Origin of the sequence: Aquimarina sp. AU58, from assembly GCF_900312745.1 — a bacterium.
Lineage (GTDB): Bacteria > Bacteroidota > Bacteroidia > Flavobacteriales > Flavobacteriaceae > Aquimarina > Aquimarina spinulae.
Genome location: NZ_OMPD01000014.1, coordinates 3,306,164 through 3,321,037, shown reverse-complemented (window position 1 = coordinate 3,321,037; position 14,874 = coordinate 3,306,164). Strand labels below are relative to the sequence as shown.

The 14,874-nt window shown below is 32.6% G+C and carries 17 protein-coding genes and 1 pseudogene; 11 read left to right on the top strand and 7 right to left on the bottom strand.

Annotation, left to right across the window (positions count from 1 at the left end; genetic code table 11):
- The first annotated feature begins 81 nt into the window (after window positions 1-81).
- The 7 genes and pseudogenes from DK441_RS25815 to DK441_RS25785 all read left to right on the top strand — a co-directional run bounded on the left by DK441_RS25815 (window position 82) and on the right by DK441_RS25785 (window position 3,882).
- A complete protein-coding gene (locus tag DK441_RS25815; protein ID WP_109853414.1) occupies window positions 82-483 on the top strand; it encodes a helix-turn-helix domain-containing protein in 402 nt (133 codons plus the stop codon).
- Window positions 483-692, top strand: a pseudogene (locus DK441_RS27305) (hypothetical protein); the annotation flags it as partial. The gene DK441_RS25815 and the pseudogene DK441_RS27305, both read left to right, overlap by 1 nt.
- A 205-nt stretch (window positions 693-897) precedes the next feature.
- Window positions 898-1,029 (top strand): hypothetical protein, encoded by a 132-nt coding sequence (locus DK441_RS27185; RefSeq protein ID WP_255412330.1) that lies wholly within the window; start codon window positions 898-900, stop codon window positions 1,027-1,029.
- Between the two features lie 233 nt (window positions 1,030-1,262).
- Window positions 1,263-1,919 (top strand): alpha/beta hydrolase, encoded by a 657-nt coding sequence (locus DK441_RS25800; RefSeq protein WP_109853411.1) that lies wholly within the window; start codon window positions 1,263-1,265, stop codon window positions 1,917-1,919.
- Between the two features lie 306 nt (window positions 1,920-2,225).
- Complete coding sequence (locus DK441_RS25795) at window positions 2,226-2,654, top strand: hypothetical protein (RefSeq protein WP_160112287.1); 429 nt, start codon at window positions 2,226-2,228, stop codon at window positions 2,652-2,654.
- Between the two features lie 256 nt (window positions 2,655-2,910).
- Window positions 2,911-3,396: a type VI secretion system tube protein TssD gene (tssD, locus tag DK441_RS25790; protein WP_109853409.1), complete on the top strand. Its 486-nt coding sequence runs from the start codon at window positions 2,911-2,913 to the stop codon at window positions 3,394-3,396.
- Window positions 3,397-3,414: 18 nt separating this feature from the next.
- On the top strand, window positions 3,415-3,882 hold the full coding sequence (locus DK441_RS25785) for a cell division protein ZipA C-terminal FtsZ-binding domain-containing protein (RefSeq protein ID WP_109853408.1): 468 nt from the start codon (window positions 3,415-3,417) through the stop codon (window positions 3,880-3,882).
- 124 nt (window positions 3,883-4,006) lie between these two features.
- Here DK441_RS25785 and DK441_RS27125 read toward each other — a convergent pair whose 3' ends face one another.
- Both DK441_RS27125 and DK441_RS27120 read right to left on the bottom strand, forming a co-directional pair.
- A complete protein-coding gene (locus DK441_RS27125) occupies window positions 4,007-4,426 on the bottom strand; it encodes a transposase (protein WP_235015840.1) in 420 nt (139 codons plus the stop codon).
- Window positions 4,356-4,715 (bottom strand): transposase, encoded by a 360-nt coding sequence (locus DK441_RS27120; protein WP_235015839.1) that lies wholly within the window; start codon window positions 4,713-4,715, stop codon window positions 4,356-4,358. The genes DK441_RS27125 and DK441_RS27120 overlap by 71 nt, the downstream gene beginning before the upstream one ends.
- A 535-nt stretch (window positions 4,716-5,250) precedes the next feature.
- Here DK441_RS27120 and DK441_RS25775 point away from each other — a divergent pair.
- The 3 genes from DK441_RS25775 to DK441_RS25765 all read left to right on the top strand — a co-directional run bounded on the left by DK441_RS25775 (window position 5,251) and on the right by DK441_RS25765 (window position 7,327).
- Window positions 5,251-6,018, top strand: coding sequence for a hypothetical protein (locus DK441_RS25775; protein ID WP_109853407.1), 768 nt, complete (start codon window positions 5,251-5,253; stop codon window positions 6,016-6,018).
- A gap of 159 nt (window positions 6,019-6,177) precedes the next feature.
- Window positions 6,178-6,717: a hypothetical protein gene (locus tag DK441_RS25770; RefSeq protein ID WP_109853406.1), complete on the top strand. Its 540-nt coding sequence runs from the start codon at window positions 6,178-6,180 to the stop codon at window positions 6,715-6,717.
- Between the two features lie 13 nt (window positions 6,718-6,730).
- Entirely contained in the window at window positions 6,731-7,327 is a 597-nt protein-coding gene (locus tag DK441_RS25765; RefSeq protein ID WP_109853405.1) for a M48 family metallopeptidase, read from the top strand.
- Between the two features lie 178 nt (window positions 7,328-7,505).
- Here DK441_RS25765 and DK441_RS25760 read toward each other — a convergent pair whose 3' ends face one another.
- The 5 genes from DK441_RS25760 to DK441_RS25740 all read right to left on the bottom strand — a co-directional run bounded on the left by DK441_RS25760 (window position 7,506) and on the right by DK441_RS25740 (window position 12,322).
- Window positions 7,506-8,096, bottom strand: a complete 591-nt coding sequence (locus DK441_RS25760; RefSeq protein WP_109853404.1) for a hypothetical protein — start codon at window positions 8,094-8,096, stop codon at window positions 7,506-7,508.
- A complete protein-coding gene (locus DK441_RS25755) occupies window positions 8,093-8,599 on the bottom strand; it encodes an RNA polymerase sigma factor (RefSeq protein ID WP_109853403.1) in 507 nt (168 codons plus the stop codon). Before DK441_RS25755 ends, DK441_RS25760 begins: the two co-directional genes overlap by 4 nt.
- A gap of 449 nt (window positions 8,600-9,048) precedes the next feature.
- Window positions 9,049-10,104 carry a low-specificity L-threonine aldolase gene (ltaE, locus tag DK441_RS25750; RefSeq protein WP_109853402.1) on the bottom strand — a complete coding sequence of 352 codons (1,056 nt, stop codon included), beginning with the start codon at window positions 10,102-10,104 and terminating at the stop codon, window positions 9,049-9,051.
- Window positions 10,104-11,144 carry a hypothetical protein gene (locus DK441_RS25745; protein ID WP_109853401.1) on the bottom strand — a complete coding sequence of 347 codons (1,041 nt, stop codon included), beginning with the start codon at window positions 11,142-11,144 and terminating at the stop codon, window positions 10,104-10,106. Before DK441_RS25745 ends, ltaE begins: the two co-directional genes overlap by 1 nt.
- 62 nt (window positions 11,145-11,206) lie before the next feature.
- Window positions 11,207-12,322, bottom strand: a complete 1,116-nt coding sequence (locus tag DK441_RS25740; RefSeq protein ID WP_109853400.1) for an aminotransferase class V-fold PLP-dependent enzyme — start codon at window positions 12,320-12,322, stop codon at window positions 11,207-11,209.
- Window positions 12,323-12,943: 621 nt separating this feature from the next.
- Between DK441_RS25740 and DK441_RS25735 the strand changes: the two genes are divergently transcribed.
- The gene (locus tag DK441_RS25735; protein ID WP_109853399.1) at window positions 12,944-14,752 is read left to right on the top strand and encodes an IPT/TIG domain-containing protein; all 1,809 of its coding nucleotides are present in this window, start codon (window positions 12,944-12,946) and stop codon (window positions 14,750-14,752) included.
- Window positions 14,753-14,874: the final 122 nt, after the last annotated feature.

Below are 14,874 nucleotides of genomic sequence, written 5' to 3'. Positions count from 1 at the left end.
TAAAAGGCAGATCGTTTACAAAGTTAAAGGGACATAGTTTACACTTTTTGAGGTATAATTTGAGAGAAAAATCGAATTATCATGCCTTGGGAAACCACTACAACTATGGAACAGAAAATTGAATTTATTTGTGAATGGCGAACAGGAAAATATACCATCACAGAATTATGTAAGAGTTTTGGAATCTCAAGACCAACAGCATATAAATTGATTGATCGATTCGAAAATCAAGGTTATGAAGGTCTAAAAGAACAATCTAGAGCTCCTGGCAAACATCCTAATGCAACAGATGATAAAATCATAAAAAGTATTCTCAAACTAAAAGAAAAACACAAGCTTTTGGGAGCTAAGAAAATTAGAATATTGTTGTTTAAAGAGTTTACTAAAGAACAAATCCCTTCTGTAGTGACTGTTCATACCCTATTTTTGACCCAACATCTTGTAATGAAGTATGGAGCGCTGACTATAAAGGAAAGTTTTTAATGGGGAATAAAATCTACTGTCATCCACTGACCATTGCAGACTCGAAAAGTCGATTTTTGTTCACAGCAAAAGGACACTATAAAGAAACTCTAAAAGCTGCTAAAGCTGAGTTTACAAAGGTTTTTAGAACCTACGGAATCCCCAAACAAATACATACTGATAATGGAAGTCCCTTTGGATCTGTAAGAGCTATTCAACGCTATACACAGCTATCATATTGGTTTATAGAGCTTGGAATTACCCCTGTGTTTTCTGATCCTGCACACCCTGAACAAAATGGACGACACGAACGCATGCACCGCGATTTAAAAGCGGCTTGTACAAAACCTCTGCCTACGCCTAAAAGCACAACAAAGAAGGTTAAATCGCTTTGTAAAAGAGTATAATCACATAAGACCACACGAAGCCTTGGATATGAAAACACCGGCTGATGTACACGATTTTTCCTGTAGACCGTTTCCTGAAAAAATAGTATACTATCACTCTGATGATGACTATAAAGTACTCAAAGTAACCAAAAGTGGAGCTATAAGATGGAAGTCCTAATTACTGGGTATATCTAACAGCTGCTTTAAAAGGAAAATATGTAGGAATCCGAGAGCTAGGAAACGGAATTTGGAAAGTCTATTATAGAAATGTATTTTTAGGTTTCTTTGATCAAAGAAACCTAAGAAAGAAACAACAATCAACAAGGTTAGAAATTAATTTAGTGTAAACACCTAATCTTTAACTTGTGTAAACTATGTATCTTAACGAACATTATCAAAAAGAAATAAAAATTGAAAATATACGGAATAAGTGGACTTGGTGCTGATAAAAGAATTTTTGACTCTCTAACTCTAAACTTTGAATTTATTCCTATTGATTGGATTACGCCAAACAAAAATGAATCTATCAAAGACTATTCAAAAAGATTAAGTAGAGTAATTGATACAAAAACTGATTTTTGCTTAGTTGGTGTAAGTTTTGGTGGTCTAATAGCTACCGAAATTAGTCAAATACTGGCTCCAAAAACAACTATTTTGGTTTCTTCAGCTCATACAAAAAATGAATTGAGAACAATATTCAGATGGTTTGGAAAAATAAAATTGATAAAACTAATACCAAGTTCTCTATTTGACCCTCCCAGATTAATTGCTAAATATTTATTCGGAGCAAAGAACGCTAAATTACTTAATGATATTTTAGACGATACTGACTTGAAGTTTGCTAAATGGGCTATTAATGAATTGGCAAATTGGAAAAATATAACTCAATCAAAAAATATTTTAAAAATAAATGGAACAAAAGATAAATTAATTCCCCCTAAAGGGAATACTAAAATGGAATTGATTGAAAATGGAGAGCACTTTATGATTGTGGATAGAGCAAATGAAATAAGTAAAATAATAAATAATGAAATAAAACGTGCTACAACAATGTATAAGAAAACATAAGGATTTTTGGCTTTACCAAAAGGTCTAAGCTTTTTTACAAAGTCGCCAAATATAAAATTTGGTATTTACAAAAAATGATAAAGGCAAAATATTTATATTTGGCTTAGTACCAACCCTAAAACATATTGTTTATCGCCCGCCCTACGTTTCTTACACGAGACGTTCTAAGTCATTGGAAAAATGAATCGATTTAAGAAAATTATCAAATATTTCGGAATTTTAATTATTCTGTTAATCTTGTTTCGTGGATTTCTATATCGAACTTTTGTTAATTATTCAAAAATTGAAGTTCGAAACAGCATTACTTTGACTGACCAAAATTTGATTAATGAAATTGATAAACAAACAGAAGGAAAAAAATTGAGTATTGAAGAAATAATTGCATTGAGTAATAGAATAACGAGCGAAAAACTAAAATTTACATTTAATAAGGTTTCGAGTAATCCGAATTCGGTTTCTGAATTTAAAAAAGCCAATTGTATTGGATATTCTTCTTTATTTAACTCAATTGGAAATTATATAATTAGAAAGCAAAAATTGATTGATAAGTACGAATTTATTCATTTAGTTGGAGAATTGGATGTTTTCGGATTTAACGTGCACGACTTATTTGATAGCCCGTTTTTTAAAGACCACGATTTTAACAAAATAGAATACAAACAAACTGGTAAAAAGAAATTTGTTGACCCAAGTTTGAGAGATTATTTAAGAATTGAATATGTTGCATCTGAATAAAACGCCTTACAACACGGTATAAAAATAATAAGGGTTAAGTGCTAGACCGACAGACAGTACATGTTAACAAAGTCCGCCAAATCTTTTTGATTTCGCTTTACAATAAAAAAATAAAACAAAATAAAAAGTTTTAGCTAAGTGCTTAATCGAAAGTTCACTACTTTTAATTCCCGCACTAACCATACACAAGACCGTTCTAAGCCATTAGGCCAAAATAATTTATAAATTTGACTAACTCTTAAAACCTAAAAAATATATGGGCATTATCGCCAAACTACATGTAGAGGGACAAGTATATAATGTACTCGAAAGTGAACAAGGTATTATACAACAGAGTGATGAGACAGGGCGACCAACTACCAGACCTTTTCATACTGGACTGATAGGAGTAATCGAATCCACAAAAGACACTTATTTTTTTGAAAAAGCAATACATCCCACACATAAAATACAAGAGATTATACTCGAATATACTTCTCATGTTCCTGGAGGTAGAACCCGTAGAATCAGATTTATAGATTGTTATGTAACTTTGGATCGTACGGAATTTAAGGCAAACAGCAGAGAACCTCTTACAGAAATTATTCTCATCACCGCAGCAGGGATCGAAGATTCACATTCTCAAGGAAAATATACCACTCCATGGCGAAAAACAGAATTTCTGAGTGAACAAGTACCTGTTTCGATTAGAGAAAAACAAGGTAACATTTTGCCCTGCTACAACACTTATATGAAACGTTAGCAAACATTGAATACATATATGACAGAAAGCCCATTTAATAGAGAACAACATATCCTTATTCGAGCTGCCTCAAATAGACAGATTTCAATTAAAGAATGGGTAGAATCTTTTATTAGTGCTGGACTTAATCACGGTGATGGAGATTTATTTTGGATGTATAAAGACAGTTTTCACCTTTTAGATGATAAGTCAGAAGAGCTCTTTTGTGCTGAACCATATACTAAATTAGGATACTTTCACCCTCTAGATTGGAACAATGAGGTTGATTTCTTTCCTGACGTATCATTACATTTTAGAATTTCAGATTATAAAAACCCAGTGGACATATTGAAAATAATGTTTGAAGTTGCAGAAAAGATAGCCCAAAAACTCAATGCGGAACTTTTAAATTCAGGAGGCCTAAAATTTGAACTCCACAAAGAAATAGAAAGAACTACAGTAATACATGATGATATTCTTTTAAGAAGGATCTTCGGAGAAAAATAAGTATTTAATAATGTATGCTAACAAAAAATAAACGCCATTAAAACGAGCTTTTATTCAAACCGTTGTAGTTAATTATGAAAGAAGCAAAAAACATAGAAAACAACATCCAGAAATTTCATGTTAATCATGATATTTCTGGAGTTGAGTTAATGAACGCTAATTTCTTACTCTTTCCTTTTATCACCAATCGTTCATAAATTAGTCGACAGGCTTTATTGTGCTTACATGCAGAAAAGGCACATAAAAATAATAGATTTCTTAACTTCTTGTTTCCTACTTTACTGATTCTGCTTCGCCCCGTTACACTGCTCCCTGATGCTCGTATGGTTGGTGTAATTCCAACATAACTACATAGCTGTGATGCCGTTTCAAACTTCTTAAACCCATCAGTTGCCACTATTAAAAACAAAGCTGTTTTTATACCCATCCCTGGAATACTTTTTAATAGCGTTAATTGCTGTTGTTGGTCTTGTTTAACTAACTCTAACAAACGAGTCTCCAAAGCCTCTACCTCTTTGTTTAAATGTTTTAAATTTTGCTTCAAAGAACCATAAACAAACTTTGAGGGAATACCTAATACTTCTTCTCCTTATTAATTTATTTTTTGTTGCTGTTCTGAGCTTTAAATAACTATCCAATAGCCTAAATAGCTGTAAATACTCACTCTGTACTTCGGTTAAGACATTATACAAGGGAACATCGTTCAGTCGACCGTACTCACTAATAGCTTTGGTATCACTCTTATCTGTCTTTACCTTAGCTAACTTCATCTGGATAAAACGCTTTACTGACAAGGGATTTACTACGGATACATGAACACCTTTCTTATACAAATACTGAGCTAAACGATAGTGATAATAACCTGTAGCTTACATGACGACCAAAGCCCCTTTTGGTAAGTGCTTAAGAAAACTTTTAGACCCTTGCTCATCATTTTTTAACTGATCATGACCTGTCCTTGATCCATAAACATCAAAGACATCTTTACTAATGTCGGTTCCATAAAATTTCTTTATATTTATTCATGAGAATTGAAATTTGGAAAGAGCTAGCTACTGACGTTTCATTAACTTGAAATCGAGATCTAATGTCTCACAGAACTGAATGAAATCTTAGTAGGAAAAGAGAGAGGATTATCATTGTTGTCGAAGTCCATAGCTTCATCGTGTATACTAATCTTATTTCTCTCTTTTGTTCTTTCTGATTTATTATATAAAGTAACAAAAGACAAACTTAAGATGTGTATAAGTAATAACCGTTTAAGTGATAAAACAAAAGTATAAACATAAAACAAAGGTCAGTACTAAACTGAAAAGTTAGTGAGTAAAAATCTACTATTACTCATACACAAAACGTTAGACACCAATTATGAAAAATCTAATTCTAATATTTTTTATTCTGTTTTTTACTAATTCTTTTGCGTGTGATTGTGCAATCATCCAACTTATTGACGGATATGAAAAAGCAGACTTTGTCGCCACAGCTGAAATTCAAAAAATTACTCCTGATGGAAGTAATCATCACAATCTTGAAATAAAAATCGATGAGATTTTCAAAGGCTCAAAAGTATCTAAATTAAAAATCAAAAGCATCTTGAATTCATCCTGTGCATTCTATACTCCTGAGGGTTCAAACTGGTTGATTTTTGCTTATGAGGATAACGAAAAAGAACTAGTCTTTGGTTCATGTTCTGGGGCAATTCAACTGGATAGAAAAGTGAACGAGGAGAAATACCCAGGACTCACTAAAAAAATCGAATTAAGCAATCATAGAAAACTTAACGTACTTCGCTACATAAAAGAGAAGGAACTAGACATTAAAAACGACTTTCGATTGGATTACACCTTTCTGAACGATTGTCTTGACAATGGAAAGGGATTTGAACTTGAAGAAGGGACTTTTGGACTTTTTAAAATTAGGGTAAGTAAAAAATTAAAAGTCAAAAAAGTTACCAGCATAAAAGGACTGCAGAACGAGACACTTAATAGAATTGTAACTCAGTGTTTCATGGAAAGTTTTGAACTATACATGAATGACGAATCGAAAATTCCAAAGTCTTCAGAAATTACTGTTGGGATTTATTTCTATGGTGCTGAGGGTGAACACCAAAGTTTTGTTACAACCTATGACCTGTAAATAACTGGTGTTAATTAGGACTATAATTCATTGCGGCTTTCTTGCTAACTTTAAACCTATTAACCATTAACACGGCTGCATTTCATACGGACAATTTCCGTTGGAAATGTCTGCAACGAGATCATAGCAGAGACGTTGTAGCCAATTAAGAAGCATAATATGATTACATTTGAATTATCCCAAAATAATTTTAGGATTAATAATACTTCTTTGAATTTTCCAATTAAAATTGAGGATTTAGATAACATATTACTAGTTCTTAAAAGGACAACTAAAAAAAAACATAATATTATCTATACTTGGGATGATTTAGGAGTTCTAGCTTATTCAAAAAATGGACAATTTGTAGAGAGTTTGGTATTAGAATTAAAAAAAGATATAGAAATAGCTTGGCAGGAAACTAAAAATTGGTTTGACAAACAGACAGAACTTAAAGCTTCAAAATTATTTGAATTTGCTGAGAATAAAGCAATTGAATATGGTTGGGAATTCGGAGGAGAAATCGCGGGGCACTTAATTGGAGAATTCCCCCACGAAAGATTGGAACCTGGAAATTATAAGTTATATGTTCATCCTGACAACCATAATGATATGTTTGAATTAGATAGTAATGGACAGAAAAGAAATTGGATATTGGAGATGCATTTTATAGATAAAAAAAATAAAATAGGTGGTTTTTACGAGCAATTATTAACTTAAAAACGAACGCCTGATGAAAAATATATTATTATTCTCTTTTATAATTTTAGTATCCTGCAAATCCGACAAGCAAGATAATTTTCTAGAAAACCACGATCATTCAAAACACATAAACCAGAAGATTAAAAACGAAAAAGCTATTGAGTTCTATCATAAGGGCACTAAATTATTTGAACAAAGAAACTTGGATTCTGCAAAAAATTATTTGAATAAATCTCTAGAAATAGAAAAGAACTCAATCGTAATAGATGAACTCGGAACAATTGCATTAACTGAAAAAAAATATCAAGAAGCCATAAGCTATTTCGATGACAGTATAAAACAAGACTTAAATTATTGGCCAAGTCACATTAATAAATCAAGAGTATTTATCTTAGCAAATCACTTCGATAATGCAGAGAAAACTTTAAGAAATATGTTACTTAAATGCGAATCTGAATATTGGAGAGCTTATGCTAACCTTTATTTGACTTATATCTATACAAACGGAGTATTAGATTGTGAAAAAGCAAGAGAGTCTTCAAAAAAAGCTGTGTTCATAAAAAATGATATGAAGTTAAAAAATCAATATGAGAGTATTATTAAAGGGATGAAAAAAGACTGTAGTTAACATGATATATGAAATCAGAGCAAAGTTTAATGTCAAATCGAAAGGTTAAATTCCTTTTTGCAGAGACACTAATTTTTATAAGTTTAAAAAGAAATAAAAATGCGCTGATAAATGAATTGTTTTATGCATACTTACCTTGTTCCGTTATCTTCAATAGCTCAAAAAAACCTTACTATTATTAACTTCTTAAGGTTTCTATTAATTCATTAACCCTTTCTAATCTTGGATCGATTTCATTTTTTACTCTTTTTTTATTTAGAAAATATCCGTAAATCCCCAATCCAATTGCAACCAAAAAAGTAATGACTATTACATATCGTTTTGCTGGTATGTGCCAAAAACCAATAAAAAAGAGCAGTAATATTGGATAAATAGGTAAAACTACCCAATAAACGGAAGTTTCAAGCAATTTCTTTTGGGCGTTAAGATATTTCATGGTCTTTTTGAGATATTCAAGGTAATTTTCTTCCAAATCACTTGGTTTAATTTTTTTTATGCTAAGTACTTGAATTAATATATTAATCGAAAAAATAATTAATAAGACAGAAGCAATTTTAGTAGTAGTGAATGGAGCCCAGTAAACGATGAAACCAAATGACAGAATACAAATAGTTGCAGAAATTACCTCTGCAAGTTCTAGATATTTCCACCATCTATACAATCGCCCTAAACTTGATTGTAATTCTATCATCAATTTCGATTTTTCGAATTTTATACGTTCCTGATTACTGGACGATTGCCAGATTTTAATCAATTCATCTTCTATCATAATAATTCATTTATACAGTTCAATAATTTTGATTTAATTCGTTTGATTTTTACTGCTACATGATTTTCAGACAATCCCAGAATATTTGAAATTTCCCTGTAGACTAGCCCTTCCAAGTACAGAGCAACTATAGCTTTATCACCTTCATTCAATTTTTTAACACACTTTCTTAGAGCTTTTAGTTTTTCATTTCCGTCTTCATTATTTACTTCTGACCTAAAGTTGGAAACAGTAATACTATCTAACCTTATCATTCGATTTTGATTCTTAGTATGTTTAGACTTGAAACGAAGGCAAACATTTAAGGCAACTCTAAACATCCAAGTACCAATAGATGAATTACCTTTAAAGGAGTTCATCGATTTCCAAACATGAATCAAAACCTCTTGAAAAAGGTCTTTCGTATCTTCATCGTCTTTGGAATAAATCGAACAAATTCTAAATAGTTTCTCCTGATTCTCTTCTAAGGCATTAAGAAATATAGTTTCACGTTCTTTTCTCATTATTAAAGCTTGTCTCTACTATTTTAGTTACCATAGTTTTCAAAATATGACACTTTAGTATATTATTTTTTTAAATCAACAACTAAAGACTTTTCATTACAACAAATTTTCTTGCTAGTTTGCGCAGATGGACATCACTAGGATGTAACTGTTGCGTATCGCTACAGAAGATAACAATATATAAGAAAACACAGGGTTTTTGAGTACAATAGATAACCTCATAGACAAGTTGGAGTCTAAACTAGAAAGCTTAAATAGACCTCATGTTATTGATAGTGATAAAGAAGTAGGGTGGTATCGGGTTGAATAATAAGTATCGATAAATGGTATATTACAATACATTATATTAATAAAAAGAGGTGTTTGATTTTTAAAACACCTCTTTTCTTATTTTGAAAAATTTTAATCTTTAATAATAACTTATCTGTGAATAAAATAAGATATTTGGGTTAAACGGTAGCTATAGTATTGGTACATATTTTGGATACTATTTCGACCGCTTTTTCACAATCTTCTTTGGTAACATCCAGATGAGTTACTAATCGTATTCGTTTATCTGATGTACAAAGGAATAGCACACCTTCTTTTCTGGCTTCACTTTCTAATTGGTATGCATTAATAGTATCGTGAATTACATCCAGAATAACCATGTTGGTATGGGTTTTCTCAATATTTACTGATATTCCATCAATTTCATTAAATCCATTAGCTAATATTTTTGCATTATGGTGATCATCTTTTAGTCTTTCGAAGTGATTTCTAATCGCATAAAGCCCTCCTGCAGCAATAATTCCTGCTTGTCTCATAGAGCCACCTAAGATTCTACGTAATCGATACGCTTTTTTCATTGTTTCAGAATTGCCTGCTAGCAAAGAACCTACCGGAGCCCCAAGGCCTTTGGATAAACATACAGATACGGTATCAAATCCCTTTGTTAATTCTTTTAAAGGGAGGTCATGATATATTGCAGCATTCCAGATTCTGGCACCATCCAGATGTTTGGATAGATTTAGATCATCGGCCATTTTTAGCACGGTATTCATTTCTTTTCTATCCCAGGTTACTCCTCCGCTAACATTATGCGTATTTTCGATAGATACCAAAGTAGTAGGAGCAAAGTGTACATTATCTGGTTTATAATGTGCTTTTACTGCTTCTGCAGTAAATCTTCCATCTCCAGGAAGAACAGTTAGCTGTATAGAAGATATAAACCCCGCAGCACCAGACTCAAACATCCAGTTATGAGCGTTTTGTCCAACTAAAATATCATCGCCAGGTTGGGTCTGAGCTTTGATTGCAATCTGATTTGCCATACTCCCTGTAGGAAGATATAGTGCTTTATCTTTACCTAAAAGGTTTGCTACTGTTTCTTCTAATTCGTTTACAGTAGGATCTTCTCTATACATATCATCACCAACCTCTGCATTAGCAATTGCTTGCCGCATAGCTAAGGTTGGTTTAGTTACGGTATCAGATCTTAGATCGATTACTTTTTTTACTTTCATTACACACCATGTTTTACTAAGTCACTAAAATAATCTCTGATCTCCTTAAAATGCGGATAGGCGACACCAATACATCCTCCAAAATCAGGATGTTTTTTTGCATCCATTAGTGAATCTATTACTTCCTGATCCCAAATAATGTTATAGTCATCATCAATTTCTCCTACTTTTAGCGTTAGATTTACAGGACATACATACACATTAGGGTATACGACACCAAATAACCGTTCACCCGCTACACAACTTCCTACACCTTCGGGAAAATTCATTATTTCTACTCCCCAATTCCCAAAGTCCTCGCTTATACTTAATTGAAGAGGACCTTTATGATCATCATACACTTGTTTCATAATCTTATAGGCTTTGATAGTGTCTTCTTTGGTCATTCGTAATTCTGGATATTGATCTTGTACATCTGCGAATCGATTTACCCGTATAATATCTACGCCCAGGTTTTCACAATGCTCAAAATACGATGTCAGGGTTTTTACAGACATGTTTTCTTTATTTAGTGTAAAAGTGAGAATGATCTTAAATGGATATCCAAATTTTTCTTCAAACCGACGTATATTTTCTATTGCTTTTATGACTACAGAAGGTTGAGTTAATCCTTTAAAGTCTTTGGCTTTATCTTCGGTTCCGTGGCTAGTCATAATTATGGTATCAATTTTATTTTTTACACATAATAAAAGAAGTTCTTCATAATTATCCTGTAGTAGAGGTCTGCCACTGGACCAGGCAGCATTTTCAAAATACCATTCGTCATTTTGATAAAATAATTCTGTTTTTAGATATTTTCCGTTTTCAGCGAATGTATCTGATACCATGGGTAAAACGGTATATCCTTTGGCAGCTAAACCTCTGATTCTTTGAATAGCAACTTCTGGCTCTTCGACATGTTGACTAAGGTGATCTCTTTTAAGCCAACAAAATTCGCATAATGCTTTACAGGTTTTTTTTCCTAATCTTGTGTCTAAGTAGTAGTGAAGTTCTGTTTTTGATGGATCTGTGTGATCATCATAAATAATTGGTTTTTTCATGAGTTTGTTTTTATGAGTTAGTTTTTGTCTTAGATAATTTGTTAATACAATTTTGAAAACAATCAGAGATACTTGGTTAAGCAGTGCACTATTTCTGAGGATTCTTCTTTAGAATTAAGATATGATGGGGAAAAACGGATATACCCATGCCATAATGCTGTATGAATATTATGACTGAGCAATTTTTGATGTAACTCTTCTGAGGCTATTTTTTTGTGTTTTACAGATAAAATCCCTGATTTTGTTATTGGCTCATCTTTATGTTTTAGATATGTATTAAAACCAATATTTTTTAGTGCTTTATCCAGATATTTGATATGTGCTGTAGTTTGTTTTTCTATTTTCTGAACAGAGATGGTATTAATAATTTCAAGAGCTTTATTAAGTCCTATAGCAACACTAAGTGTAGAAGAGCTGTATTCAAATTTTCGTGAATCTTGAAAAAAAGTAAAAGGGTATTTTGGAGAATAAATATTTACTTCGTCTAATGCATCGGCTCCTACATATACTGGTGTTATCTTTTTTAGAAATGCTTTTGAGCAGTATAAAAACCCCACACCTACAGGTGCCATGATCCATTTCCATCCACAAGTGGACAGGGCAGTTATATTGGATTTTTTTACATCTATTGGGAGTACACCTGCACTTTGTGCTGCATCAACAAAAAAGTGAATGTCATTTTGCTTACATAGTTCGCCTAGCTCATTTAACGGGGCTGTGTAACCAGATAAGTACCCTACATGGCTTAGAGCTAATACTTTGGTGTTAGAGTGTATTAATTGATTTATATCTTCTAAAGCTATTACTCCATTTTTTGTTGGGATATAATCAATTATAACTCCCTTGTTTTTAAGAAATAGCCAGGGATATACATTAGCTGGATACTCATTATCAGGAATAAGAATTCTATCTCCTGGTTGCCAGGGATATCCCTGCGCAATGATATTTATACCTTCAGTGGTGTTTTTGGTAATTGCAATTTCTTCTGATGAGCAGTTGATTAATGTAGAAATCTCATTTTTTAAAGACGGTATGGTATTCTGAGTACTATTTTTTATACCGATTTTCCCTTCGGTAGCGTGAGTACAATAGTAGTTATGTATTGCACTAATCACCGAAGGTTGAATCCTCGAGACTCCAGCTGTATCAGAATAAATGATTTCCTGAGAACTTGACATGTGTTGAGTTTGATTTTAAGAGAAAGTATTTTTTTTACATATGCTTTGTTATTTGTGAGGGGTACGAATAAGATTTATATATTACTTTGATGTCGAAATTAGGTAATTGCTAATAGTTAAAATGTAACATTTATAGGTGTTTTATTGCACTTTTATGCTTGTAAGCAGATTATTCTGTATCACATTGAGGTGATTTCAAACCGCTTATGCAGAAAATTCGATTCGATTTATGGGATAATGGTTTTGTTATTTCCTATACAGTAATGGTTTAATAAGGTGCTCCTCTCATTATAGATATGTCAATCATTTTGACTCTATTTTATAATTCTAAGTATTAGAGCCGTTCACACAATCTTCCCGATAAGGGATAAAATTCTTGAAATACTATATTGTGATTTGCTCAAGTGTATATTGAGCTATATCAATACCTGATTTATTTAGACAGACTTCCTTTATATGAAAATAAGTGTATTAATTTCAAATATCAAATAAGTAGTATCGAATATCTTCTAAAGTTCAACGAATAACAAATAACCAATTTACTGCATTCGTATATATCTAATTTCGTCATCTCAAATTCATTAAATAATTCGGAATATATAAACTATAAGAAAACCTAAAATGAAAAAAAGACAAAACAAAGTATGGCTAACAATGATCACCTTGTTTTCAATCATATGCGTATTATCTTGCAAAAGTGATGATGATGATGTAATCCTCCCACCAAAGATTAGTAGTTTTACTCCAGTTCTGGCAAAAGTGGGGGAGGAAGTTACTATAGCGGGTAGTGGTTTTAGTACTATGGCAACAAGTAATATGGTGAATTTTAACGGTGTGGCTGCTACTGTGAGCAAAGCTACAGCAACTTCTCTAAGTGTAACGGTTCCTGAAGGAGCTACTACAGGAAAAATCGCAGTGAAAGTTGGAGAACTAGAGGTGACAACTGCTACAGATTTTACTGTAGTGTTACCACCAACAGCCACTTCATTTTCTCCAAAAGAAGGCATAATAGGTACAGAAGTAGTTATAACCGGTACAAATTTTAGTACTGTCACAACAGATAACGAAGTGAAATTTAATGGTATAGCAGCTACGGTAAGTGCGGCTACATCAAATTCATTAACAGTAACTGTTCCGGCAGGAGCTACTACAGGGAAAATAGTAATAAAAGTTGATGGACAGGAAGTAATGAGTACTACAGATTTTGTTGTAATTTTTCCTCCGACAATACGCTCATTCTCTCCAGAGGTAGGTGCAAAAGATGCAGAAGTAATTATTACAGGTACAAATTTTAGTACTACGGCAGCGGATAATGAAGTGAAATTTAACGAGACTATCGCTACGGTAAGTGCTGCTACAGCTACATCATTAACCGTTAATGTTCCGGCGGGAGCTACTACTGGTAAGATTTCGGTAGAAGTTAATGGTCAAATAGGGGTTAGTAGTGCTAATTTTAGAGTAGAACAAGTGGTCACTACTCAAGATTTTATAACGACTATAGATGAAAACCCGACAGCTAATCAAAATCTGGGAACCGTATCGGCTACAACCACAGATGGTACTATTGCCTACGCGTTATCTAGTCAGACGCCGTCTGGAGCATTAGCTATAGATACTTCTACAGGAGTGTTAACTGTTGCAGATGCAAATCTGTTTGATTATGAAAGAAATACAACAGTAACAGCAACCTATACAGCTTCTGTAGGCCAGTCTACAAGTCAATCTACTATTACCATAAACTTAAATGATCTAAAAGTAGATCAAACCGGTTTGATAGCAGAATACAAATTAGATGGTAATTTACAGGATGCAACAACCAATGGAAATCATGGTACTGAGAAAGGAACATTAACTAGTGTTACAGATAGACACGGAATAACTAATGGAGCATATCAATTTAGGGTAAATGATTTTCTACAAGGTTATTTTACAATTCCTAATATACTTCCGGGTTCAAATTTATCATTTACAGTTTCAATGTGGGTGAAAAGAGATAGAGCTTCTTTTGGTTTACTAATAGATAAATCAAATGGAAGTTTTCCTGCATATAATTGGTATGTGGCAGGAGCAGGGTCTAGCGAAAATAGTTTAAGAGCATATTATCAGGAATCATTAGCTTCCCCTGGGACTTCTCCTGCTGTAGTTACTAATACAGGTGTCAATGTCACCCCTATTAATGAATGGGTTCATCTAGCACTAACTATACAAAATGGATCAACAATTAAAATATATGTTAATGGAGAAAGTATAGAAATAGGCTCATTTAATAGTGTAACTACTATTAATACTTTAAGTCAGGAAATTATTGCCATAGGATCGCAAGATGAGGGTTTTACTACTACACTTGAAGGTAGTATGGATGACATATTGTTTTATAATAGAACGTTAACCGGTAGTGAAATTGCTGCTTTAGCAGCAGATAATTTTTAAAAATTCTAATGAAACTTTATTAGTTAGTCTATCAGACAATATAAGATTTCGTTATACTATCACAAAACCTTTATTCTTAGTTTATCTGAGAATAAAGGTTTTGTGATTTTTTTTGTATACCT

Excerpts from the sequence above, each read along its gene's own strand:
- DK441_RS25815 (WP_109853414.1), top strand. The coding sequence starts at position 82 with ATGCCTTGGGAAACCACTACAACTATGGAACAGAAAATTGAATTTATT.
- DK441_RS27185 (WP_255412330.1), top strand. The coding sequence starts at position 898 with ATGAAAACACCGGCTGATGTACACGATTTTTCCTGTAGACCGTTTCCT.
- tssD (WP_109853409.1), top strand. The coding sequence starts at position 2,911 with ATGGGCATTATCGCCAAACTACATGTAGAGGGACAAGTATATAATGTA.
- DK441_RS25785 (WP_109853408.1), top strand. The coding sequence starts at position 3,415 with ATGACAGAAAGCCCATTTAATAGAGAACAACATATCCTTATTCGAGCT.
- DK441_RS25775 (WP_109853407.1), top strand. The coding sequence starts at position 5,251 with ATGAAAAATCTAATTCTAATATTTTTTATTCTGTTTTTTACTAATTCT.
- DK441_RS25770 (WP_109853406.1), top strand. The coding sequence starts at position 6,178 with ATGATTACATTTGAATTATCCCAAAATAATTTTAGGATTAATAATACT.
- DK441_RS25765 (WP_109853405.1), top strand. The coding sequence starts at position 6,731 with ATGAAAAATATATTATTATTCTCTTTTATAATTTTAGTATCCTGCAAA.
- DK441_RS25760 (WP_109853404.1), bottom strand. The coding sequence starts at position 8,096 with ATGATAGAAGATGAATTGATTAAAATCTGGCAATCGTCCAGTAATCAG.
- DK441_RS25755 (WP_109853403.1), bottom strand. The coding sequence starts at position 8,599 with ATGAGAAAAGAACGTGAAACTATATTTCTTAATGCCTTAGAAGAGAAT.
- ltaE (WP_109853402.1), bottom strand. The coding sequence starts at position 10,104 with ATGAAAGTAAAAAAAGTAATCGATCTAAGATCTGATACCGTAACTAAA.
- DK441_RS25745 (WP_109853401.1), bottom strand. The coding sequence starts at position 11,144 with ATGAAAAAACCAATTATTTATGATGATCACACAGATCCATCAAAAACA.
- DK441_RS25740 (WP_109853400.1), bottom strand. The coding sequence starts at position 12,322 with ATGTCAAGTTCTCAGGAAATCATTTATTCTGATACAGCTGGAGTCTCG.
- DK441_RS25735 (WP_109853399.1), top strand. The coding sequence starts at position 12,944 with ATGAAAAAAAGACAAAACAAAGTATGGCTAACAATGATCACCTTGTTT.